At 37.3% G+C, this 22,785-nt stretch carries 23 protein-coding genes and 2 riboswitches; of the genes, 6 read left to right on the forward strand and 17 right to left on the reverse strand.

Annotation, left to right across the window (positions count from 1 at the left end; all coding sequences use genetic code 11):
• A partial coding sequence (locus DWB61_RS16095; protein WP_125031954.1) for a cadherin domain-containing protein occupies positions 1 to 1,487 on the forward strand: 1,487 nt, incomplete at its 5' end.
• 74 nt (positions 1,488 to 1,561) lie between these two features.
• Here the strand turns inward: DWB61_RS16095 and thiC are convergent.
• The 7 genes from thiC to DWB61_RS16130 form a co-directional block, all read right to left on the reverse strand.
• The gene (gene thiC, locus DWB61_RS16100) at positions 1,562 to 3,226 is read right to left on the reverse strand and encodes a phosphomethylpyrimidine synthase ThiC (RefSeq protein ID WP_125031955.1); all 1,665 of its coding nucleotides are present in this window, start codon (positions 3,224 to 3,226) and stop codon (positions 1,562 to 1,564) included.
• 145 nt (positions 3,227 to 3,371) lie between these two features.
• Complete coding sequence (locus DWB61_RS16105) at positions 3,372 to 4,109, reverse strand: HesA/MoeB/ThiF family protein (RefSeq protein WP_125031956.1); 738 nt, start codon at positions 4,107 to 4,109, stop codon at positions 3,372 to 3,374.
• A gap of 143 nt (positions 4,110 to 4,252) precedes the next feature.
• A complete protein-coding gene (gene thiH / locus DWB61_RS16110; RefSeq protein ID WP_125031957.1) occupies positions 4,253 to 5,359 on the reverse strand; it encodes a 2-iminoacetate synthase ThiH in 1,107 nt (368 codons plus the stop codon).
• Between the two features lie 2 nt (positions 5,360 to 5,361).
• Positions 5,362 to 6,132: a thiazole synthase gene (locus DWB61_RS16115; protein WP_125031958.1), complete on the reverse strand. Its 771-nt coding sequence runs from the start codon at positions 6,130 to 6,132 to the stop codon at positions 5,362 to 5,364.
• Entirely contained in the window at positions 6,120 to 7,382 is a 1,263-nt protein-coding gene (locus tag DWB61_RS16120; protein ID WP_125031959.1) for a thiamine phosphate synthase, read from the reverse strand. The genes DWB61_RS16115 and DWB61_RS16120 overlap by 13 nt, the downstream gene beginning before the upstream one ends.
• A 331-nt stretch (positions 7,383 to 7,713) precedes the next feature.
• Positions 7,714 to 7,914 carry a sulfur carrier protein ThiS gene (gene thiS / locus DWB61_RS16125; RefSeq protein WP_125031960.1) on the reverse strand — a complete coding sequence of 67 codons (201 nt, stop codon included), beginning with the start codon at positions 7,912 to 7,914 and terminating at the stop codon, positions 7,714 to 7,716.
• A 33-nt stretch (positions 7,915 to 7,947) separates the two neighbouring features.
• A riboswitch (TPP riboswitch) is annotated at positions 7,948 to 8,038 on the reverse strand.
• Between the two features lie 47 nt (positions 8,039 to 8,085).
• Positions 8,086 to 8,182: riboswitch (TPP riboswitch) on the reverse strand.
• A gap of 55 nt (positions 8,183 to 8,237) precedes the next feature.
• Complete coding sequence (locus tag DWB61_RS16130) at positions 8,238 to 8,480, reverse strand: hypothetical protein (protein WP_125031961.1); 243 nt, start codon at positions 8,478 to 8,480, stop codon at positions 8,238 to 8,240.
• Positions 8,481 to 8,700: 220 nt separating this feature from the next.
• Between DWB61_RS16130 and DWB61_RS16135 the strand changes: the two genes are divergently transcribed.
• Both DWB61_RS16135 and DWB61_RS16140 read left to right on the forward strand, forming a co-directional pair.
• Positions 8,701 to 9,237: a hypothetical protein gene (locus DWB61_RS16135; protein WP_125031963.1), complete on the forward strand. Its 537-nt coding sequence runs from the start codon at positions 8,701 to 8,703 to the stop codon at positions 9,235 to 9,237.
• 40 nt (positions 9,238 to 9,277) lie between these two features.
• The gene (locus DWB61_RS16140; protein WP_158614452.1) at positions 9,278 to 9,763 is read left to right on the forward strand and encodes a PepSY-associated TM helix domain-containing protein; all 486 of its coding nucleotides are present in this window, start codon (positions 9,278 to 9,280) and stop codon (positions 9,761 to 9,763) included.
• 77 nt (positions 9,764 to 9,840) lie between these two features.
• Here DWB61_RS16140 and DWB61_RS16145 read toward each other — a convergent pair whose 3' ends face one another.
• The 10 genes from DWB61_RS16145 to recG all read right to left on the reverse strand — a co-directional run bounded on the left by DWB61_RS16145 (position 9,841) and on the right by recG (position 20,773).
• Positions 9,841 to 10,485: a tetratricopeptide repeat protein gene (locus DWB61_RS16145; protein ID WP_125031966.1), complete on the reverse strand. Its 645-nt coding sequence runs from the start codon at positions 10,483 to 10,485 to the stop codon at positions 9,841 to 9,843.
• 247 nt (positions 10,486 to 10,732) lie between these two features.
• Positions 10,733 to 11,305 carry an electron transport complex subunit RsxA gene (gene rsxA, locus DWB61_RS16150; RefSeq protein ID WP_125031968.1) on the reverse strand — a complete coding sequence of 191 codons (573 nt, stop codon included), beginning with the start codon at positions 11,303 to 11,305 and terminating at the stop codon, positions 10,733 to 10,735.
• A 12-nt stretch (positions 11,306 to 11,317) separates the two neighbouring features.
• Positions 11,318 to 11,893, reverse strand: a complete 576-nt coding sequence (locus DWB61_RS16155) for an RnfABCDGE type electron transport complex subunit E (RefSeq protein ID WP_225423410.1) — start codon at positions 11,891 to 11,893, stop codon at positions 11,318 to 11,320.
• Positions 11,894 to 11,898: 5 nt separating this feature from the next.
• On the reverse strand, positions 11,899 to 12,657 hold the full coding sequence (locus DWB61_RS16160; protein WP_125031971.1) for an RnfABCDGE type electron transport complex subunit G: 759 nt from the start codon (positions 12,655 to 12,657) through the stop codon (positions 11,899 to 11,901).
• A 2-nt stretch (positions 12,658 to 12,659) separates the two neighbouring features.
• Complete coding sequence (locus DWB61_RS16165) at positions 12,660 to 13,655, reverse strand: RnfABCDGE type electron transport complex subunit D (protein WP_125031972.1); 996 nt, start codon at positions 13,653 to 13,655, stop codon at positions 12,660 to 12,662.
• Between the two features lie 107 nt (positions 13,656 to 13,762).
• The gene (gene rsxC / locus DWB61_RS16170) at positions 13,763 to 15,091 is read right to left on the reverse strand and encodes an electron transport complex subunit RsxC (protein ID WP_125031974.1); all 1,329 of its coding nucleotides are present in this window, start codon (positions 15,089 to 15,091) and stop codon (positions 13,763 to 13,765) included.
• A gap of 129 nt (positions 15,092 to 15,220) precedes the next feature.
• Positions 15,221 to 16,180, reverse strand: a complete 960-nt coding sequence (locus DWB61_RS16175; protein ID WP_125031975.1) for a Fe-S cluster domain-containing protein — start codon at positions 16,178 to 16,180, stop codon at positions 15,221 to 15,223.
• A gap of 5 nt (positions 16,181 to 16,185) precedes the next feature.
• Positions 16,186 to 16,611, reverse strand: coding sequence for a SoxR reducing system RseC family protein (locus DWB61_RS16180; RefSeq protein WP_125031976.1), 426 nt, complete (start codon positions 16,609 to 16,611; stop codon positions 16,186 to 16,188).
• Positions 16,612 to 17,158: 547 nt separating this feature from the next.
• Entirely contained in the window at positions 17,159 to 18,544 is a 1,386-nt protein-coding gene (locus tag DWB61_RS16185) for a hypothetical protein (RefSeq protein ID WP_125031977.1), read from the reverse strand.
• Between the two features lie 123 nt (positions 18,545 to 18,667).
• On the reverse strand, positions 18,668 to 20,773 hold the full coding sequence (recG, locus tag DWB61_RS16190) for an ATP-dependent DNA helicase RecG (RefSeq protein WP_125031979.1): 2,106 nt from the start codon (positions 20,771 to 20,773) through the stop codon (positions 18,668 to 18,670).
• A 217-nt stretch (positions 20,774 to 20,990) separates the two neighbouring features.
• Between recG and DWB61_RS16195 the strand changes: the two genes are divergently transcribed.
• The 3 genes from DWB61_RS16195 to DWB61_RS16205 all read left to right on the forward strand — a co-directional run bounded on the left by DWB61_RS16195 (position 20,991) and on the right by DWB61_RS16205 (position 22,727).
• Positions 20,991 to 21,755 (forward strand): hypothetical protein, encoded by a 765-nt coding sequence (locus DWB61_RS16195; protein ID WP_125031980.1) that lies wholly within the window; start codon positions 20,991 to 20,993, stop codon positions 21,753 to 21,755.
• A 134-nt stretch (positions 21,756 to 21,889) separates the two neighbouring features.
• Entirely contained in the window at positions 21,890 to 22,450 is a 561-nt protein-coding gene (locus DWB61_RS16200; protein ID WP_125031982.1) for a cob(I)yrinic acid a,c-diamide adenosyltransferase, read from the forward strand.
• Between the two features lie 55 nt (positions 22,451 to 22,505).
• Positions 22,506 to 22,727, forward strand: a complete 222-nt coding sequence (locus DWB61_RS16205) for a DUF2795 domain-containing protein (RefSeq protein WP_125031983.1) — start codon at positions 22,506 to 22,508, stop codon at positions 22,725 to 22,727.
• Positions 22,728 to 22,785 lie beyond the last annotated feature (58 nt).

A 22,785-nucleotide genomic window follows, 5' to 3' on the forward strand; every position in this document is an offset into this window, starting at 1 on the left:
TAGCTTTTAATTTAAGTAGTTCTAATGGAGCAGAATCTGTAAGTAGTGCAAATTTACAAGTTGATTTATCGTCAGCTAGTGGATTAACAGTTGCAGTTGATTACACCGTTACAGGAACAGCAACAGGTAGCGGAACAGACTATATTTTAGCTAATGAAACATTAACTTTTGTATCGGGTAACGAAAATAAGAATATCACAATTGCCAGTATTGTTAACGATTTATTAGACGAGAATAACGAAACTGTGATTGTGACTCTTTCAAATCCGGTGAATGCGACATTGGGAGAGAATACAGTACATACCTATACAATCAATGATAATGATGCTACTCCAATGATTACATCAGGTCAAATTTTCTCTATCAATGAGGATGCTACTAACAGCACAAGTGTTGGAAATGTTTTAGTTAGTGATGCAGATGCTGGAACGGTTTACAGCAGTTGGACAATTACTGGTGGCAATGGTGATGCCATCTTTGACATCAATACAACAAGTGGTGAGATTAGTGTTAAGGATAATTCGAATTTGGACTTTGAGACCCAAACAAGTTACTCGTTAACAGTCACTGTAAGCGATGGGACAAATATCAGCGTTCCAAAGGTAATCACTGTTAATGTGAATAATATCAACGATAATATACCTTTTGTGATAGCAACTCAGAATTTCATTGTTGACGAAAATGTTGCAAATAATACTAATATCGGTAAAGTTTTAGCGACAGATGCTGATACTGGAACGACTTATATCGAATGGACAATCTTATCAGGAAATTCGGATGGCATTTTTGTACTTAATTCATCTACAGGGGAAATAGCTGTTGCTGATAATAGCAAGATTAATTTTGAGAATCAAAAAAGTTACAGTTTAGGTATTTGTGTTTCGGATGGCTTATTTACGTCAACTGTTGAAGATGTGTTGATTACAATAGGGGATGTAAATGAGAGACCAGTTGCTATTGCCGGAGAAAATCAAATTGTGCCTAATAATACGAAGGTGACACTTGATGCCTGGAATTCTTATGATCCGGATGGAGATTATTTAGACTTTGTATGGTCTTCTCCTGAAGGGATTGAGCTATCACATGTTCACGATCCTATGCCTACATTCATGTCTCCTAATGTTCATGTCTCTACTGATTTTGTTTTCAAGCTTATAGTCAATGATGGAGAGTTAAAATCAGAAGAAACTTCAGTCGTTGTGACTGTTGATAATGTGACCGGAATTGAGGATTGGGATTCTGAAGAAGTCAGTGTATCTCAATACCCAAATCCTTCGAAAGGGGCGTTTCACCTTGAGTTGAATAAGCGACCAGTTGATCCTGCTAATCTTAGTATAATAAGTTTGAGTGGTCAGGCTGTTTATAGCCAGAAACTTTATGAGAAAAAGACTTTCGTCAATTTATCTTTAAAGTCAGGAATGTATATTTTGAAGATTGAATTGGATGATAAAGTTATAATGAAGAAAATAGTCATCGACCAAGATTAATCATTTTTATAAAAAAATGCCCTGCTTATAAATTAAGCAGGGCGTTTTGATTTACTGGCAAGATGAAAAAATGTTTAGTTATAAACCTCGCCTCCTGCTTCCTGAAATTCTTTGCGTTTTTGTTCTTTTTTGGCAGCCATATCGCGAACATCTCTACTAGCTTTCATCGAGCAGAAATGCTCCCCACACATGGAGCAAAAGTGTGATTGTTTGGAGCCTTCATCAGGAAGCGTTTCGTCATGGAATTGCATTGCTGTATCAGGATCCAAGGCAATACAGAACTGATCTTTCCATCTGAATTCAAAACGAGCCTTACTCATGGCATTGTCACGAACTTGAGCTCCAACAACACCTTTAGCTAAATCGGAAACGTGAGCCGCAATTTTGTAGGTAATCACACCAATTTTAACATCATCTTTGTTTGGTAATCCCAAATGCTCTTTAGGCGTAACATAGCACAGCATAGCAGTTCCTAACCAACCAATCATGGCTCCTCCAATTGCAGATGTAATGTGATCGTAACCAGGGGCAATATCAGTGGTGATAGGGCCTAAAGTATAAAAAGGAGCATTATTGCAATACTTCTCTTGCAATTCCATATTCTCTTTGATCTTGTGCATGGGTACATGGCCGGGACCTTCAATCATAACTTGTACACCTTTATCCCAAGCGCGTTGACAAAGCTCACCTAGCGTTTCTAGTTCGGCAAATTGAGCACGGTCGTTGGCATCGGCAATAGAACCCGGGCGTAAAGCATCTCCCAATGAAATAGCGATGTCGTATTTGGCCATAATATCACAGATCTCATCAAAGTGAGTATACAAAAAGCTTTCCTGATGATGGAACATACACCACTTAGCCATAATCGCACCTCCACGTGAAACAATACCTGTTGTACGCTTAATTGTATGACGAATATGACGCCATAATAGACCTGCATGAATGGTAAAATAATCAACACCTTGTTCGGCTTGTTCAATTAGTGTTTCACGGAAAATTTCCCAGCTCAAATCTTCAGATTTACCCTTGATTTTTTCCAATGCTTGATACAAAGGAACTGTACCAACAGGTACCGGCGAATTACGAAGAATCCACTCACGAGTTTGGTGAATGTTTTCGCCAGTACTCAAATCCATAATGGTATCGGCTCCCCAACGGTAAGCCCAAACAGCCTTTTCGACTTCTTTATCGATGCTTGAGTCGACAGGAGAATTCCCAATATTGGCATTAATCTTAGTTAAGAAGTTTCGACCAATAATCATGGGCTCACTTTCTGGGTGATTTATATTGGCTGGAATGATGGCACGACCACTAGCAACTTCTTCGCGAACAAACTCAGGTGTAACCAGTTTTTCACCTTTTTGTAGTTGCTCTGCACTCAAACCTTGATTTTCACGAATAGCCACGTATTCCATTTCAGGCGTGATAATGCCTTTTCGTGCAAAGTACATTTGACTTTGATTGGTTTCACCTCTTCTATCCTCAATCCAGGTTTGTCTGATTTTTGCTAATCCTTTATTCAGATCAATATCAATCTTAGGATCGGTATATGGACCCGAAGTATCATATACTGTAAGGGGAGCATTCTCCTCAACTGTATCATCGGAATTTCGTGTTGGACTCAGCTTGATTTGACGCATGGCCACGTTGACACCCTCCATTTCACCCTTAATGTATATCTTTTCAGAATTTGGAAATGCATCCCTTGATATCAGTTTGTTAATGTCTTTTTTATTCATCTTATATTTTATTTAGTATTTATTTAAAAGTTTTAAAGTCCAAAGGTCCAAAGGTCCAAAAGTCTAACAGTTTAAAGGTCAGTTGTCGGTGCTCCTTTTTTCACTTTAACCTTAAACATCCTTTAGTCTTTATCCTTGATTACATTTAAGCTTGTTTTCCAATCTTTAGTTTCATGCAGCTTAAATCCAAAGCATTGTAGAGCAGCAATTCTCCATCCAGAATTTGACCAATTCCAGTGATTATTTTAATGACTTCTGTAGCCTGAATCATTCCAATAAGTCCTGGTACAACTGGAAGTACACCAATTTTTTTTCCATCAGAAAGGGGAACTTGTTCAGGAGCTTCGGGATACAAATCGGCGTATTGCGTTTTGGTCTTGTAATTAAATACAGAAACTTGTCCTCCGTATTCAAACACTGAGGCATAAATCCATGGCTTATCAGTTTTTTTAGCTGCACTGCAAATGATGTAACGGGTTTCAAAATTGTCACAAGCATCTATAATCAAGTCGTATCGACCAAAAAGATCAATAGCTTTGTCAGCAGTCAATCTGAAATTGAAACATTGGATGTTTATATCTGGATTTTGTTCCTTCAACTTTCTCGCGCTGACTTCAACCTTGTATTGTCCCTTGTCGCACTCATCGTACATGATTTGCCTTTGCAGATTGCTGACTTCAACCACATCACTATCCATCAAGCCTATACAACCTATACCTGTTGAACAGAGGTATTTTAGTATAGGAGATGCGAGACCACCAGCTCCGATAATTAAGACACGAGCATGCTTCAATTTGGTTTGAGCCTCTTCACCAAAACCTGGTATGATAATCTGACGCTGATAGCGGTCCAATTCTTTATGGTTTAGTTTTGTTATATCCATAGGTTTGTTTTATTAAAAAGGTCTAACAGTCTAACAGTAAGTGATAAACAGTCAATAGTCAATAGTCAATAGTCAATAGTCAAGTGGTTTCTTTTTTATCACTTTATCCTTTAACTTTGTTTCATCGTTAACCTTATTCCCTTTTACATGTAGCTGTCCCAATCTTTCCAAACAGCTTCGTATTGATTTTTTTGAAGCATAACTTTTATCTCATTTGGACTTCTTTGATCTGAGACCTCGAATTGTTCAAGAGCTTTGGTGTGGACGGCATAGCCACCTGGTTCTGTTTTAGATCCGGCACTCATAGCTGTGATTCCAAGTTTGAATACATGATCACGGAAAGTGGGCGTTTCTCTAGTTGAGAGAGAGAGTTCCACTTCTTGATTAAGAAGTCGAAAGGCACAAATAACTTGTAGGAGTTCTCGATCTGAAATTTCCATATTGGGTTGAAAACCACCTGCATTTGGCCGTAATCGGGGAAAGGAAATTGAATAACGACTTTTCCAGTAGTGCTTCTCTAAATAGGAGAGATGAAGGGCAATATGCCAGATGTCAGAACGCCAATCTTCTAAACCTAAAAGACAACCTAATCCTATTTTATGAATACCTGCTTTCCCTAGTCTATCAGGTGTTTCAAGGCGATAAGTAAAATCTGATTTCTTTCCAGCAGGGTGATAGCTCTTGTAATTCTCTTGATGATAAGTTTCCTGATAAACGTAAACGGCGTGCAAACCAACTTGCATTAATTGCTGATATTCTTCGGTGCTCATGGGCTGAACTTCAACTGATATTTGAGCAAAATGAGGTCGAAGAATTTCTATTGAACGCATCAGATAAGCAAAACCAGCTTCTTTTTGATGTTCACCTGTGACTAGAAGTAAATGATCAAAGCCCATTTCTTTTATGGCTATAGCTTCTTTCAGAATTTGCTCCTCGCTAAGTGTTACGCGTTCGATTTTGTTTTTATGGCTGAAACCACAATAAACACAGGAGTTCGAACAGGTGTTTGATAAATAAAGTGGCACATAGAGTTGTATGGTTTTACCGAAACGTTTTTGTGTCTGGAGCATACTCTTTTGAGCCATCTGTTCCAAATAAGGAGCTGCAGCAGGTGAAATTAAAGCCTTGAAATCTTCTAGATTACAGGCTTTATGGCTTAGAGCATACAAAACATCTTGTTCTGTTTTAGCATAAATATTGTCCTTTATGCTGTCCCAATCGTATTGCTTTAAAGTGTCAAAAAAGCTCATTATTATAAGTCTAGAAATGAAGTTAAAGGACTACTAGCTTCTGCCATGTTTAATTGTGCGACAAGTTTGGCTTCGAAAGCCATACGTCCGGCTTTTACTGCTAGTTTGAAAGCTTCAGCCATCATGACGGGATCATTAGAAACAGCAATAGCCGTATTGACTAAAACTGCATCGGCCCCCATTTCCATAGCTTCGGCTGCATGACTTGGAGCTCCAATGCCTGCATCAACAATAACAGGGACGTTTGCTTGCTCGATAATAATCTTAATAAATTCACGAGTAATCAGGCCTTTATTACTCCCAATTGGCGAACCCAATGGCATAACGGCGGCCGCGCCAACTTCTTCCAGCTGTTTGGCGAGAATAGGATCGGCTTGCATATAAGGCAGAACGATAAAGCCCTTTTTTGCCAGTTGCTCACAGGCTTTAAGTGTTTCTACCGTATCGGCAAGTAAATATTTGGGATCGGGGTGAATTTCAAGTTTTAACCAATTGGTTTGAAGAGCTTCTCTTGCTAGTTCTGCTGCAAACACGGCTTCTTTAGCAGTTCTTACGCCTGATGTATTAGGTAGTAATCTAAAACGATTAGGATTGATATGCTTTAAGATATCATCTTCTGTATTTTGTAAGTCTACTCTTCGAAGTGCCGTTGTGACCATATCACTGCCAGAGGCAATCAGAGCTTGCTCCATAAGTTGATTGGAGCTGAATTTTCCAGTTCCAAGAAAGAGGCGGGAATTGAATTCCTGTCCAGAAATAGTTAGTTTTTGCATAATGGATTTATTAGTTGTTTAAGGTAGTTTCTTGTTGTGTTGCTAATATTCTTAGCAGATGTTACGGATGAGGAAAGGGCAATGCCGTTTAGGCCAATTTCCATAAGCTTTGTGGTATCTTCTACCTCAATGCCACCAATGGCAACAATGGGAGTATTGATATTTCCATTTTGGCATGCCTGTAAGATTTCTTTGTAGCCTTCCAGTCCTAAAACAGGAGCTAAATTCTTTTTAGTATGTGTAAAGCGAAAGGGCCCTAAGCCGATATAATCCACACCTGCCTTGTGAAGTTGGTGCACATCATCCATATTGTTGGCTGTTCCTCCAATGATGTAGTTTACTCCCAAAAGTTCGCGAGCTTCAATGGGAGACATATCCGCTTTACCCAGGTGTACCCCGTCTGCACCAATTTCCTTTACCAGATGGGCGTGATCGTTAAGGATGAATGTCGCCTGATAATGTTGGCAGATCTCAGCGGCATGTTTGCCCAATTGTATGATATCTTCTGTTGATCGATTTTTTAGTCGAAGTTGAATCCAATTAGCACCAGCTTCACAAACTTGTCGGATTTGCTCCAGTTCATCCAGTTCGGAGAAATCGTTAGTGATGAATTGAAAACTAGAAATGTTTGTATTCTCAAGTATGGGTTTGGTATGGGATAGATTATTTCGAAATCGTTTTGATATAAGATTTGGAGTGAGATCGTCACCCTCCCAAATAGAGCCTAATAGAGCACATCCAGCAAAGCCCAGATCCAAACACTCTTGTGTGTTTCTCGCACTAATCCCACCCAGAGCAATGCAATTTTTAACGAGTGGATTATCCTGAAAGAATGTTTTGATCTCATCGGTATAAAAAGCCGAAGAATAGCCTTTTTTTGAGATTGAATCGAAAATTGGACTCAGGAAGACATAATCATAGTTTTTGTAATTATTTAAGATTTCTCTTGGGGTATGACATGATTTACTTCGGCTTAAGTTTTTATCCTTTATTGGAAATTCTTCAGGCTGATTAATACTTTTGAAATGAATACCACCCAGTTTAAAATCATCGGTCAATATATGATGTTGATGAAGAATCACTCGGAAATGGTATTTTTCGGGCAAACTGATGAGCATATCTTTTAGCTGTGAGACTGAGGCATGTGGTTTCCGGACATGCAGACGCTGAAGCCCGGCTAAAAAGAGAGCTTCCCATAAGTTCACTTCATCCTGAATAATTTCAGGAGCTGTTATAACGATTGGTGTCATAGGATGGAGATATAAGTTTATAGGTACTATGTTGTTTTAGGAGGGTAAATTATTTTTAAGCCTTTTTTTTTCTTGTTCTTTTGTCTTGAAACAAAAGAACCAAAAGTTCAAGAACCGCGATTTCATCAATCTTTAAACTGCCTGAATGATAAGTGCAGCTGGGTGATTTCCTCGACAAGCTCGGAACTTCCCAGTTTTACTAATCATCCACTTGGTTTATAAGATCTCTTAAATCAATGTTCAATCATTACAGCTATAAAAGATAGTGTTGTCTAACAAATTAAACTTCCCCCACTATATTCGACATAGAGCCGTTTTGTTAACGAATTGATTAACCGCCTTGAGTAGCGCGAATCAACAAAACTTGATCATCCTCCTTTAATTGGTAATCATCCCACAGGTTTGAGGGGATTATATTGGCACCTATGGCAACAGCTATACCTTTGGGAGTGGTGTTGAGCTGTTTAAGCAGCAGAGAAATATTAGAAGCATCAGCAGTATCAATGCATTCATCATTTACATAAACCTTCATACGAATTTGTTTTGTAGTAAATGAGAAGAGGCCTGTGCCAATGGTTGATATTCCTACGTCGGTATGATCCGAATCAGGTTATGAGGGTGTGATCTCAGCCCATAGGGCACCCCTTATCAATTACTATGTTCAAAAAAAAATGTGTGTTTTACAGAAGGCTGGTATACAGAAATCAGAATAATATTAACTCCCTTCGTCGGCATTATCCGAATCAGGTTTTTAAGGGTATAATCTCAGCCTGTTATATTTGGCACCCCCGTAAAACTTTGTCAAATGTATGGAAATATTTTAATAATAAAAGACTAGTCAGAGCTAGTTTCAAATTATTTTTTTGATTGGTCAGATGAAGGAGATGATTTCTTTTTAATTTGAGTCAGTTCCATTTTTCTAATTCTAGCACGAATGGCACCTTTGGTTCTATTTAGTTTGATAGCCATATCACCAACGCTTACACCATCAAAAAAAAAGTTAATCATTTCATCATCATCTTTTCTTGTCCAAGCTTTATAAGCTTCTTTATTTTCTTTTTTGATTTGCTTTATCTTATTAAAGTCGTCTTGATTCATTTTTGTTGTTTATTGTGATTATTTCGTTTCAGATTGTAAAGATAAGTAGAAGTATTTAGTTTATGGTTTTTCATGCTTAATGATAAATATAAAAAGAGATAAATGTCTTCTTTGTATTTGTTAATGAATTGTTATAATGCTTGGAAATATGTTTAGTAAATGATAGGTTTGTTAATCAAAACAAACAATTAAACAGATTAATAACCCAAAATCTAAAATGATGAAATATTTAAGTTTATTGGCTCTTTGCCTAAGCATTATGTCATGTAATTTTACACAGTCTGATTCTAAGAAACAGAAAACAGAATCAGCAGTGTTAACAGAAGGGAAATCTCTAACGCTTAATATTGAACAAGTAATGGCTGTTGCTGCTGACAAAGTAGGAGAGGAGATTCATTTTAAAGGTGTTGTAAACCACGTATGTGCACATTCAGGAAAGCGATGCATCTTAAAAAATGCAGAAGGGAATCTATCTATTCGTGTTGAAGCCACTGGCGATCTTGAAGGTTTTAATAAGGAGATTGCTGGCAATGATTTATTGGTAACTGGCATTCTTCGTGAGAAAAGGTTAGCAACTTCTGAGATTGATGAGTGGGAGACTGACGTGAAAGAGAAGCACAAAAATGAAGATGCTGGAAAACAGTGTAGTTCTGAGATGGCTAACATCAAAGAAATGCGCGATTGGATGAAAGCAAACAATAAAGATTACTATGCGATTTATTATGTAGACGGAACAAGTTATGAAGTTGTGGAGTAAAAAAAATATACGCAAGTGGCTTAGATTAACCCACCGGGATTTGGGCTATTTCTTTGTTGGCATTACCCTTATTTATGCCATCTCGGGCATCATATTGAATCATAAAAAGAAAGGTGAAGATCCGGCTTATAAAACGGAATATATAAATCACCAATTGGCTTCAAGTCTTAAACCAGATCAACTAAGGGCTTATTGGAATGAGAATTTGACTGATTATCCGCTGAATAGGATTATACCCGAAGGTCATGCATACAATGTCTATTTAAAAGGTGGCTTGGGAACTTATGATCCTACAAATGGTGAGCTAAAGTTTGAAGTGTATCAAAAGAAACAGTGGGTTTATTTTATGAATAAGCTGCATTATAACAGTAAAAGAGGATGGACTTTGATGGCAGATATTTTTGCTGTAGCCATGCTTATATTTGCATTATCAGGCATGTTTATTGTACCTGGCAAAAAGGGGATTAAGGGCAGAGGTAAATGGCTGATTGCCGTTGGTATTATTCTACCATTTCTCTTCTTTTAATAAAAAAATAAGGCAAAAATAAAGCTCATTGAAAGTTGATTCTTTCGATGAGCTTTTTTAGTAGGTGATATTAAAAATTATTTGCAATATTTTTTGAGGTATGGCTCTACATTTTGACCTAATTCCAGAGCCTTTTCCCAACTTTTACAAGCTTCCTCTTTCTTTTTCATTTGAAATAAAGCAATACCTCTATTGGTATAGATACTACCTTTCATATCGTTCAGTTTTATAGCATAATCGAAGTCTGCTACTGCATCAGAAAATAAATTCTGTTTTAAATAACAGATGCCTCTATTAGCGTAATAGTCGTAAACAATTTCATAATCCTCCCCATTAACTTTACTAAACTTGATGGCTGTATCGTATTCAGCAATGGCTGCTTTTAGTTTATTTTCCTTCTGATATATTTTCCCCAGATGATAAGGGAATTCATCATCATCGGTATAAATCAATTTTGCCTTTTTTAAATATTCGACTTGTGAATCTCTGTTGCCTGTTTCGTAATAAGCCTTATTTATTAGGGTGAAGGCATCTCTTAAAGTAGAGTCCAACTTAATGGATGTTTTTAATTTAATGATGGCTTGAGAATAGTTTTCTACTTTAATCTCTGCATTTGCCTGATTAATCAAAGTCACGGCTTTGTCGCGATCGTAGATGCTAACCTGTGAGTACAAAGAGTTGATCGTAAGTAAAAATAAAAGGCTTAAAATATAGGGTTTCATGTAGACTAATTGGTTTGTAGGTGATTTTGCATATATGTTTATGTCAAATATAAATGTTTTTTATAAACATACAATTGAAGTTCTTTATTTATAAAGAGTAAAGGAAATAAAACAAAAACAGCCAGCTCGATAGTTCGAACTGGCTGTTTTTTTCTTGCGTGCTCGGGGCACGATCATATGGGGATTTAGGTTATTTCTGAAACGATGTACGAATATAGCACATTATTTTAAAAAACCTTAATTTTTGTTAAACAATTCCAGAGAATCCCATAAAGGCCATAGCCAATAATCCTGCTACAATAAGAGCCGCTGGTGTGCCTTTAATGCCTTTGGGCAGGTCAACCAAGTCAAGATGCTCACGAAGTCCTGCAAACAGGACTAGTGCCAAACCAAAACCGATGGCTGATGCTCCAGAGAACACAACGGCTTCCAAAAGGTTGTAATCCTTCTGAATGGTCATGATAGCTACCCCAAGAATCGCACAGTTTGTGGTGATAAGAGGCAGAAATACACCCAAAGCCTGATATAAGGCAGGACTCACCTTTTTAAGGATAATCTCGACCAATTGCACCAATGATGCAATTACCAAAATAAAGGTGATGGTTTGCATGAAACCAATGCCAAAGGCGTCCAATACATATTTCTGAATCAGGTAGGTAACGATGGTAGCCAAAATCATAACAAAGGTTACGGCTCCTGTCATCCCTACAGCTGTTGATACTTTTTTCGATACACCAAGGAAAGGACAAATTCCAAGGAACTGAGCCAAAACAACGTTATTAACGAATATGGCTGATATAATAATTATAATATACTCCATGATTATTTCTCCTTAAGCTTTTCTTAATCGGTTAATAATTGCAATCAGATAGCCCAATGCCAAGAAAGCACCTGGCGCCAATACGAATACCAGCATGCCATAATTTTCTTTGAAAATAGGGAAGTCAAACACTTTACCCGTTCCAAAAAATTCACGAACGGCTCCCAGCATGGTTAGTGCCATAGAGAAACCCAATCCCATACCGGCACCATCTATAATGGAAGGAACCAATTTGTTTTTTGAAGCAAATGCTTCGGCACGTCCTAGTACCACACAGTTAACAACAATCAGTGGAATAAACACACCCAATTGCTCGTGAAGGGCAGGCACATAACCGGCCATTACCAGGTCAACTATGGTGACGAAAGAGGCGATAATTACAATAAATGAGGGAATCTTAACCTTGTCAGGAATCATGGTGCTCACCAATGAGATCACCAAGTTCGACATAATCAGTACGAAGGTTGTAGCCAAGCCCATTCCCAAACCATTGATAGCCGATGAGGTTACACCCAATGTTGGACACATACCAAGAAGTAATACGAAAACTGCATTCTCCTTAAAAAATCCTTTTGTAAAATTTTGCATGTTATTCATGACTTGCCTCCTTCTTTATTTGAGTTTGTAGCCTGCTTTGATGTTGCTGAAGAATGCGTGCCCACATGACTAATCTCCTTGTTGTTGTTTTTTTTCATATACTCATTGTATGCTGTCTGAACAGCATCCAAGAAAGCTCGTGAACTGATGGTTGCCGCTGTAATTGCATCGATATCGCCGCCATCCTTACTCACTGTAAAATTAATTGTACCTGGATTTTTTCCAACGATACTTTTTTTGTCACCCTCTGCGCCTCCTTTTGTGGCTGCAGGTTTAATACCGACTAGTTTACCTAGTTTTTCAACCAGACTTAGTTTTACTTTTGTTGGATCAACAGGTTTGAACCAGTCAGCCATCTTTGTACCCAAGCCCGGAGTTTCCTTGTGTTCCAAAACCGAGTAGTTGTTCACTGTACCATCGGGTTTAAAACCCACCATTACCCAAACATAGCCTGAAAAGCCATTGGTTGTAAAGGTTTTTACAGCGGTTCCAACTAATTTCCCACCCATTGTAGCAGGATAGAATTCCAGTTTGTCGCCACTAGGCATGGCTACTTCGTACATCTCCTCACTAGGGTTGTTGTCGAAGGCAGGAACCACTTCTTCAATCGCTTTTAATTTTTTGTTCAGTTTTGCCTTGGCAATTGGTTCTTTGGTTAGTTCGTAAAGACCACCCAAAGCAGCTGATGCTACTAGTGTTATTATAAACAACACCAGAACCATATTTATAAATGTAGATTCTTTTTTACCAGCCATGATTATTTCCTTTTTTCGCCGAAACGCTTAGGTTTAACAGATACATTAATAAGTGGCACAAATCCATTCATAATGAGAATGGCAAATGATACCCCTTCAGGATAAGCTCCAAATACACGAATCACAACGGTAAGAATACCGATGCCAATACCATAAATTATCATGCCCTTGTTCGACATAGGAGAAGTTACATAGTCGGTTGCCATAAAAATAGCTCCCAACAATAAACCACCCGTTAGAATATGGAAAGCAGGACCAGCATAAGCTTCAGGATTTGAAAGGTTTAAAATACCTGAGAAAATAGCAACTGTTGCAATAATTGAAACAGGAATGTGCCAAGTGATAATTTTCTTGAATAACATATAGATTAGGCCGAGAATAAGAGCGGCTCCAGCAACCTCTCCCAGTGAACCACCCATATTCCCAAGGAACATATCTACGTTTGAGGGTAGTTTAGCTAATAGATCAGTTAAGGAATCACCTTTATTCAAACCTTCTTTGATGATAGCCAAAGGCGTAGCACCTGTTTCAGCATCAAAATATGAGGTTTCAAAACCTAGAGCTTTAGGCCATGATGTCATTTGAACTGGGAAGGAGATCAATAGGAAAACACGTCCCACAAGTGCTGGGTTGAAAATATTGTTTCCTAGTCCTCCAAATGTTAATTTACCAATACCAATTGCAACCAAGGCACCAATAATGATGATCCAGATTGGTAGGTTGGCAGGCATGTTAAATGCTAAAAGAATACCAGTTATTAAAGCTGAACCATCTTTAATAGAAGGTTCTACTTTAAGTAAATATTTTTGAATTGAAAATTCGAAAAGGTAACATGATGCAACGGCAGTAAGGGTCACAATAAAGGCACCCATACCAAAGTAAAAGAAGGATAATAGAAGAGCCGGAAGCATCGCGAAAACCACACCATACATATTTTTCTGTATGGAATCACCGCTGTGTATATGTGGTGATGGTGCGACAAGTACTTTGGTGTTCATATTTTTTAAATTAAAAAGTTTAAAGTATAAAGGTTAAAGTGAAAATGTTAAAGTGATCGAATAAAAGGTCGTGTGTTTTTAACCTTTCATTCCTTTATCCTTCAACCTTATTTCCTTGAACGCATAATCTGACCAACCTTACCTTTACCCAATCGGATATAGTCCAATAGTGGGCGAGTAGCCGGACAGGTGAAACTACATGAGCCACATTCGATACAATCCATAATGGCATCTTTTTCAAGTCGCTCGTATTCTTTTTTGTCAGCCAATACCATTAGCAAATATGGTTCTAATCCCATAGGACAAACTGAAACACATTTACCACAACGGATACAGGCTTTTGTTGCCTTACGAGCGGTTTCTTCTTGAGCCAATAAAAGTAATCCCGAGCTTCCTTTGGTTAAAGGCACATCAAGGCTAACCAATGCTTTACCCATCATCGGACCACCGCCAACAATCTTGGCAGTGTCTTCAGGTAAACCACCAGCCGCTTCAATAATGTCGCTTACAGGTGTTCCCACTCTGAACTTCCAGTTCGATGGATTCTTTAAAGACTTACCAGTGATAGTTGCTATACGTTCGAATAATGGCTTGTTCTTCTGAACTGCTTCGTAAACAGCAAATGCAGTACCTACGTTTTGCACCACTGCACCTACTTCGATTGGAAGTGCTCCCGATGGAACTTCACGGTTCATGGTAGCAGAAATTAATTGTTTCTCACCACCCTGAGGGTATTGTGTTTTTAAAGGACAAACTTCAATACCTGTATATTTTGTTGCAACTTGAGTCATGTGAGCTATGGCATCGGGCTTGTTGTTTTCAATACCGATGATGGCTCTGTTAACTCCTAAAGCTTTCATTAGGATTTCGGTTCCCACCATAACTTCATCAGCTTTCTCAAGCATTACTCTATGGTCTGAAGTTAAATAAGGCTCACACTCAACAGCATTGATGATAAGCACCTCAGCCGTTTTGCCTGGAGGAACTGAAAGTTTCACGTGAGCAGGGAAAGTTGCACCACCCAAACCAACGATACCAGCATCGCTAACACGTTTGATAATTTCTTCTTTGGTATGAGTGATTTCTGTGACAAGATCTTCACTTCTGTCGATATGCTCTAACCACTCATCGCCTTCAACATTAATAATGATAGAAGTCCGGCGGAAACCAGTTCCATCCATCACTTCATCAAGCTTAAATACCGTTCCCGATACCGAAGAATGAATGTTGGCAGATACAAAACCTGACGCTTGAGCAATCACTTGACCGACTTTAACCACATCGCCTTTTTTGACGATAGCCTTGGCAGGTGCACCAATATGTTGAGCAATTGGAATAGTCGCTATTTGAGGAATTGGCAATTCTTGGATTGCGCTTTGGGCAGAAAGTTTATTTTCTTCTGGATGAATTCCCCCTATTGAAAATGTTTTTAACACTGATTGTCCTCCTTGTTTTTTTAGTTTCTAAGTGCCTTGAGTGCCTAAAGTATTTACAAGTTTCTAAAGTCTTTTAGAACTTTAAGTATTTATAAATACTTATATAACTCTATGTACTTACACTTAAAATTATTTGTTATCAGATGTTCCGTTCTCTTTGTCTTCGCTTTTTGCAGCTGTATCAGCTTCAGACTTTGCTACTGGTTTTGCAACTGGCTTTACAGTTGCAGCAGTAGGTTTGGCTACCGAAGCATCGGTAGGCTTTTCTTTTCGAGGTGGAAAGTTTAACTCGTGAATGGCGTTTGTGGGGCAAACTATAACACATTTACGACACAGCTTACATTTATTATAATCGATATAAGCCAAGTTGTTTTCAAGTGTTATGGCATCGAAAGGACATTCTTTCACACATTTACCACAACCAATACAAGCAACCGAACATGCTTTTTTAGCGATACCACCTTTGTCTTTGTTCACACATGAAACAAAAATACGTCGACTTTTAGGGCCTTTCTTTCTTAGTTCGATTATGCTATTGGGACAAGCCTTAACACAAGCCCCACATGATACACACTTGTCTTCGATAATAACTGGTAAGCCAGTTTTTTCATCCATATACATGGCATCGAAATTACAAGCGTCAACACATTCTCCTAAACCTAAGCAGCCATATTGACAACCCGTATCACCAGAGTACAAAGAAGCTGCAATAGTACAAGAAGCAGCACCATCGTAAATATTGGTTTTCGGACGGTTTTCGCAAGTTCCATTACAACAAACAACGGCAACCGTTGGGTCAGCAGCTTTTATTTCGTGTCCTAAAAGGGCACCAACATGAGACATGACCGCGGCTCCGCCAACAGGGCAGTTTAAGTTTGATATATCGTCGGCTTTAACTAATGCTTCGGCAAACGCTCTACATCCCGGGTAACCGCAACCTCCACAGTTTGCTGCAGGCAATGATTCTTCTACCTCGTCGATACGAGGATCTTCGTATACTTTGAATTTTTGTGCTACAAAGTAAAGGATGATTGCAGCAGCAACTCCAATAGCACACAAAGCAATAATCGTGATAACTATAATGTTCATTGTTTTTAGATATTTACAATTTTATGTATAGTGAATGAAAACGTTTTCTGAAGTCGATCTTTAAAAAAATAAAGAAAACAATAATAAGGTATTAAGATACCTAAAGCGATTAAACCACTTATTAGTTCGTTCGTAAATGCTGAAGCGATAAATAGAGTGATTAAGACTAAGACAAAGGGTAGAACATAGGCTAAGACCAGGGCCAACCATCCTAAGGATTCACTGTAGACAACTTTTACTTGCTCGCCAACTTTGAATGATTTGCTATAATCGATGATGTCGATGTTCTTCTCTTTCATATCAGACATGGAGCAGGCAGACTTGGCATGGCATCCCGAACAGGCCGATACATTGAGTATACTAACTGTTATTTTCTCGTCTTTTATCTCAGTAATGGTTCCGACGTGATCTATTTGCTTATTGTTCTGCATGTATTTTCGTCTCGCTGTTTAGCTGTGTGAACTTTAATTCTAGTTGATATCAAATTGAAGTTTAAAACCTAAATGCAAAGAGTTATTTATCTATTTAGCAGTTGATTAGACTTTGTTGTTCAACATGTTTAAAATCCATTATTTTTATCACACATCAGCAAAAATAACACTTTAGGTCAGATAGCATCAGGAGCCTAGTTTATTTATTATCTGTTTAAATAGAGGGACTTCGCCTGTTTTGTAAACTAGAGATAGCAATTTTTCATCTATCTGTGTTGAACACAGTCTGTTTGATGAATTAGAGAAAAAAATCATTATTTTCGGTATTCTTGAAATGCTTTTTAATTTAGAATGATTTTAAGATAAAGACGCTGTTATGGCCCTTCGATTATGTGTTTAATTAATTGTTTTGATTGTTTAATCACATCAGTGAAGAAAATGTGAATGTGTGTATTTTGTTTGAAATAAGTGAGTTAGTTTGTGGTAGGTGCAAGAAAGCGGAACCTGCACACTGCAAGTTCCGCTTTTATGTATTTCTAAGATGGTTTTAGAAATTGAATTTCAGAGCCACATAGGGCATTACTGAATTGTCAATTTTGTATTTTCCATTATCTTTTTCTACCCAAGCCCAACGGTAATCAATACCAGTATAAAGGATAGGGCTAACTTTATAGGCGAAACGCATAAGAGCAAGTGAGTTCTCATCAAACCTGAAAGCATCATCAAGCTTTGTCAGGTTTCCTTTGCTATAACTACCTTCAATTAAGATTCTATCGAAAAGATCTTTGGTTCTTAAATGAAGCTGCATGAAGGCTGGCGAAGTTTCGCTGATATCATCAGGGAGTAATAGGTTACCGCCAACAATAATTTTATCAAGAATACTTGCATTAAGAGACCCGTAAATACCTTCTTGTTTTTCTGCTCTACCTAGTTGAGCAATTTTAGCATCTTTATTTAGCTCATACATAGCATCGAAGAATTGAGGCATGTAATTGTCGCTATACCAAAGACGTTCGATGCGAGCATTCAATTTAAATAAGTTACCAATAACTTTCATATTCGCATTTATACCAACACCCATTCCTGTGCCATTATCATAACTTGCCAGTGTTTCAGGAGCAGCAAAATAAGTTTTCAAACTATCAGATTCAACTTTTCTCAATTGGCTATAGTGTGCATACCATTCAAGATTGAATACCGAAGAATTAACCAATGTGATTCCCATATCGATACTCCAGGCACTCATGCCATCCTCAAGGAAATGGTTAATGTCATTGCTCTCATCGTATCGCTTATTTTTATCTTTATCCTTCACGTAGGTGAAACCCATATCAAGGGTTTTAATTACTGGAATTTTGCTGGCACCAAAAGGTCGAACATAAGGTCGGATAGCGAATAAGTTGAAAGATCCTGTGTTGAAATCGCTGTACATACCTTCTACACCAAACATTTTTTTGATACAGATATCGTAGCTAATTCCTGTTTTACGTTTCTCAAAACTCATTGAATTGCTGTAGTTGTTTACCAAGCTGCCATAACCAACATGTTCTCCTCTCAGCTGACCCACTTTAATGTATACAGGGTCTTTCTTCTTTTTGCCATAGCTTAAGTATGAAATCATTCGCAGTAAACCCGTTCCTCCTTTAAATTCATCGGTGAACATTTTTCCGTCGTCCAAATTGAAATAAACAGGAATGTCGAATCCAACACCTACTTTTCCAAGACGTAGTTCAGGGTTAAGGCGAACTCCTGCATAGTTTTGTCCTCCAATACGTGCAAAACCGAAGGCAGATGAAAATACGCTTACTGAATCCAGTGAGTTTAAGTTATCAAAAGAGCTTTCGAACTCGAAATTGACTTGAGACTTCGCTTTCTGAGGTGCAAAAAATGCACAAAATAGAAAGGCTAAAATAAATGGGGTAATTTTTCTCATTAATTGATAGATTTTGGTTCTAAGAATATTAAACGATGAGGGCTAAAATAATTTAAATATTGAGATTAGTCACTCGTTTTTTGATATTTATCTTTAATTTCAGGTTATTCGTCAGGTGAGTTGTTAGCTGATAACACTCCAGTTGAATTGAGCTTTACTGAGTCGTTTTACTTGTTTGGCTAGTGTAAAGTTAATTTCTTTATCAAGTAAAGGATCTTTGTCGAGTATGCTTTGGGCAATGTCTCTAGCATACTGTAATATCTGTCCATCCTTTGCCAGATTGGCTATTTTAAGATCGTAGGCAATTCCACTTTGCTGAGTTCCTTCAATATCACCAGGTCCTCTAAGTTTTAAGTCTACTTCAGCAATTTCGAAACCATCATTGGTTCTCACCATGGTTTCAATTCGTTTTTTTGATTCATTCGAAAGTTTGTAGCTCGACATGAGGATACAGTAGGATTGATCAGCTCCACGACCTACACGTCCACGAAGTTGATGAAGTTGTGATAGTCCAAAACGCTCGGTACTTTCTATAATCATGACAGAGGCATTGGGAACATTCACTCCAACCTCAATAACTGTAGTGGCTACCATGATTTGAGTTTCTCCCTTAGCAAAGCGTTGCATCTCGGCATCTTTATCGGCAGGTTTCATTTTACCATGAACCATACTGATACCATACTTTTCAGGAGAGAAAAAACTAGCCACAGATTCGTAACCTTCTTCAAGGTTTTTGTAGTCCATTTTCTCTGATTCCTTAATCATTGGATAAACCAAATAGATCTGACGTCCCAAATCGATCTGTTTTTTCATAAACTTGTAAACCTCTTGTCTTTTGTTCTCAAAATAATGAACGGTTTGAATGGGTTTACGACCCGGCGGTAGTTCGTCAATAACTGATACTTCCAAATCACCATAAAGCGTCATAGCGAGAGTTCGTGGAATAGGAGTTGCGGTCATCACTAATATGTGAGGCGGAATAGGATTCTTAGCCCATAATTTAGCACGTTGTGCAACACCAAAACGGTGCTGTTCATCTATAATAACAAAACCCAGGTTTTTGAATTGCACGATATCTTCGAGAAGAGCATGTGTGCCAATAATAATTTGCAACTCTCCACTTAGCAGATGTTCGTGTATTATTTTTCTGTCTTTGGCTTTTGTTGAGCCAGTCAGTAGGGCGTAGTTTACATTAATGCCATCAAGGAATTCAGCAATTGTTTCTAAATGCTGGGTTGCAAGAATCTCAGTAGGTGCCATTAGGCAGGCTTGACAACCATTGTCAAGTGCCATAAGCATACTCATTAATCCAACTAGGGTTTTACCACTTCCCACATCACCTTGTAAAAGACGATTCATTTGTTTGCCAAGCCCAACTTCTTTTCTAATCTCTTTTAAAACTCTTTTTTGAGCATTAGTCAGTTCAAAAGGAAGATTGTTTTGAAAAAATGAATTAAAGTATTCCCCGATCTTGATGAATTGATGCCCTTGGTAGAGAATCCTTCTCTTCATCTTCTTTTTCAGAATATTCAGCTGAATGTAGAAGAGCTCTTCAAATTTTAAACGATACTGAGCTTGTTTTAAAATTTCTGTGTTTTCTGGATAATGAATCTGCAAAAGTGCATCATGAAGATTAATTAAATTCAAATGTTTAACCAGATAGGCTGGAAGTGTTTCGGGAATCTTACCATTGACTGAATTTAAAATGGCTTCCTGAAACTTATGAATAGCTTTTGAATTCACATAGCCAGCTTTCATCTTCTCAGACGTAGGGTAGAAGGCTTGTAATGACGCCTGAATTTTATTTTTGTTGGGAGTACATTCTTCCAATTCAGGATGTACCACATTTATACGGTGATTAAATTCTGCCGGTTTTCCAAAAACGATGTATTCTGTATTGGTTTTAATACTTGATTTCACAAATTTTATTCCCTTAAACCAAACTAGTTCAATTATACCATGCCCATCAGTGAAATTAGCAACCAAGCGTTGCTGACGTTTTTCACCAATAGTTTGCATGTCGGTAATTTTGCCCTTTACTTGTATGTAAGGGAGTTTTGAATGAATCTCAGTGGTTTTATAAAACTTGGTTCGGTCAATATATTTGTAGGGGAAATGGTAAAGCAAATCCTCGTAACTGTGTATAGAGAGTTCTTGCTTTAGGAGTAAGGCTTTTTTAGGACCAACTCCAGGTAAAAATTTTATATCCAGTCCTGCTAACTCTGACATTTAATAATTGATTTCATTTGAGGAATCCAAAGCTGCAAATCTCTTATAAGTAATCCTTGCAAACAAATTTAGGATTGATTATTTAAGTTCAGTTTGATTTACGAATCTTGATTGGCAAAATCAAAAATACAATAAAATAGTAATACTATTGAATGGCTTATTTATTGTTTTTAATACTTTTTTTTATCTTCATCTTAGAATCTTAAATTAAAGCTAGATGCCCCACTTAAAGTATCAGGTACAAAAACGATTTACGCGATTAGTTTCCATGCATTATAGAGGTTTTGGGATTGATTCTCCTTATATCTACCACATAGTTCGAAATGTGATAGAGGCTAAAATGCATTATTATCCATTTAAAAAGCTGGATAGGCAATGTCAGAATATGCTTGTTATTTTAAAGGAAAAGGTTTTAGATGAATCCTTGAATGTAGAACAAGCTTTTTGGTTTAAATCGGAATATGAGCATTTGAAAGATTGTACAAAATTAAATCGTTTTTTATTTCGATTAGTGAATTTTGTAAATCCTCAAAATATTGCCTTTATAGGCGATGATTCAGGATTGAATTTGACATATCTGGCTAAACTTGATACGCGTAGAACCTTGTTTTGTTTGGGAGCACGTTCATATGCGATCGCTTTCTCGCAATCAATTCTAAAAGAACAGGGCGTTTCTAATCTAAGGTTTTGTGAATTAGAAGTAAGCAATCATCATGCTTTTGATTTAATTCAAATATCAAGAACAGTAGCTCCTGATGTATTGCTCGAATTCGAAAAGAATCTGGATAGATACTTGAATATGGAATCTTATCTGATTATTGAGAATATCAATAAGGAAGAGGAAATGAATCTCTTATGGAATCGCTTAAAAAAAATGGAACGCTTTAATGTGAGTTTGGATTTGTTTGATATCGGGGTATTAATTGCTCGAAAAGGACTGAAAAAGCAAGATCATAACCTGAGTTCTAGCTCATATAAATAGCAGTGAATTATTAATATAAAATCTTTGATAAATTGTTATGAAATGTGAGTCTAAATTTTAACTTTGTGTAACTGATAGAAAAAATGATTATTAAACTTCATTTTACCTTCTAAAGTTGATTTAAAAAGACAATCATGACAAAGTTTAAAGTATATACTAAAACGGGAGATTCTGGAACCACTGGCTTAATTGGTGGAACTCGAGTGCCTAAGCATCATTTACGCCTCGAAGCATATGGAACTGTGGATGAATTAAATTCATATATTGGATTGATTAGATCTCATGAAATTGAAACAAAGTCGAGTGAAGTTTTACTTTTGATTCAAAATAAATTATTCTTAATAGGTTCTCGCCTGGCAACTGATGATACTAAGTCTGATCTGAAAGAAAAGTTAATTATTGTTGAAGATGATATCCTTTTGTTAGAAAAGGAGATGGATAGAATGGATGAGAGTTTACCAGAGTTAAATAATTTTGTTTTACCTGGAGGTCATCCTCTTAATGCTTACTGTCATATTGCCCGCACAGTTTGTCGTAGAGCTGAGCGTCGCGCTAATGAGTTAAATGAGGAGGTTGATGTTAATCCATTATTATTGAAATATATAAATAGACTGTCGGATTATTTATTTATTCTTTCCCGAAAAGTTTTGATCGATATGGGTAAGGAAGAAATTAAATGGGAGACAAACTTGTAAATTCAGAAAAAAAAATTATATTCGCAAACTGTTAAAAAAAAGCAAAAATAAAACTATGTATTGGACCCTAGAATTAGCGACAAAGCTAGAAGATGCGCCATGGCCAGCATCTAAAGATGAATTAATTGATTATGCAATTCGTTCGGGAGCGCCATTAGAAGTGATCGAGAATTTGCAAGAAATCGAGGACGAAGGGGATGTGTATGAGAGTATTGAAGATATTTGGCCCGATTATCCTAGTAAAGGAGATTTTCTATTCAATGAAGACGAATATTAAAAAAAAACGTGAGATTCTAAATCTCACGTTTTTTTATGCCCTTATTTTCAATTTAGGA

The sequence above is a fragment of the Ancylomarina euxina genome (assembly GCF_003863355.1).
Taxonomy (GTDB): Bacteria; Bacteroidota; Bacteroidia; order Bacteroidales; family Marinifilaceae; genus Ancylomarina; species Ancylomarina euxinus.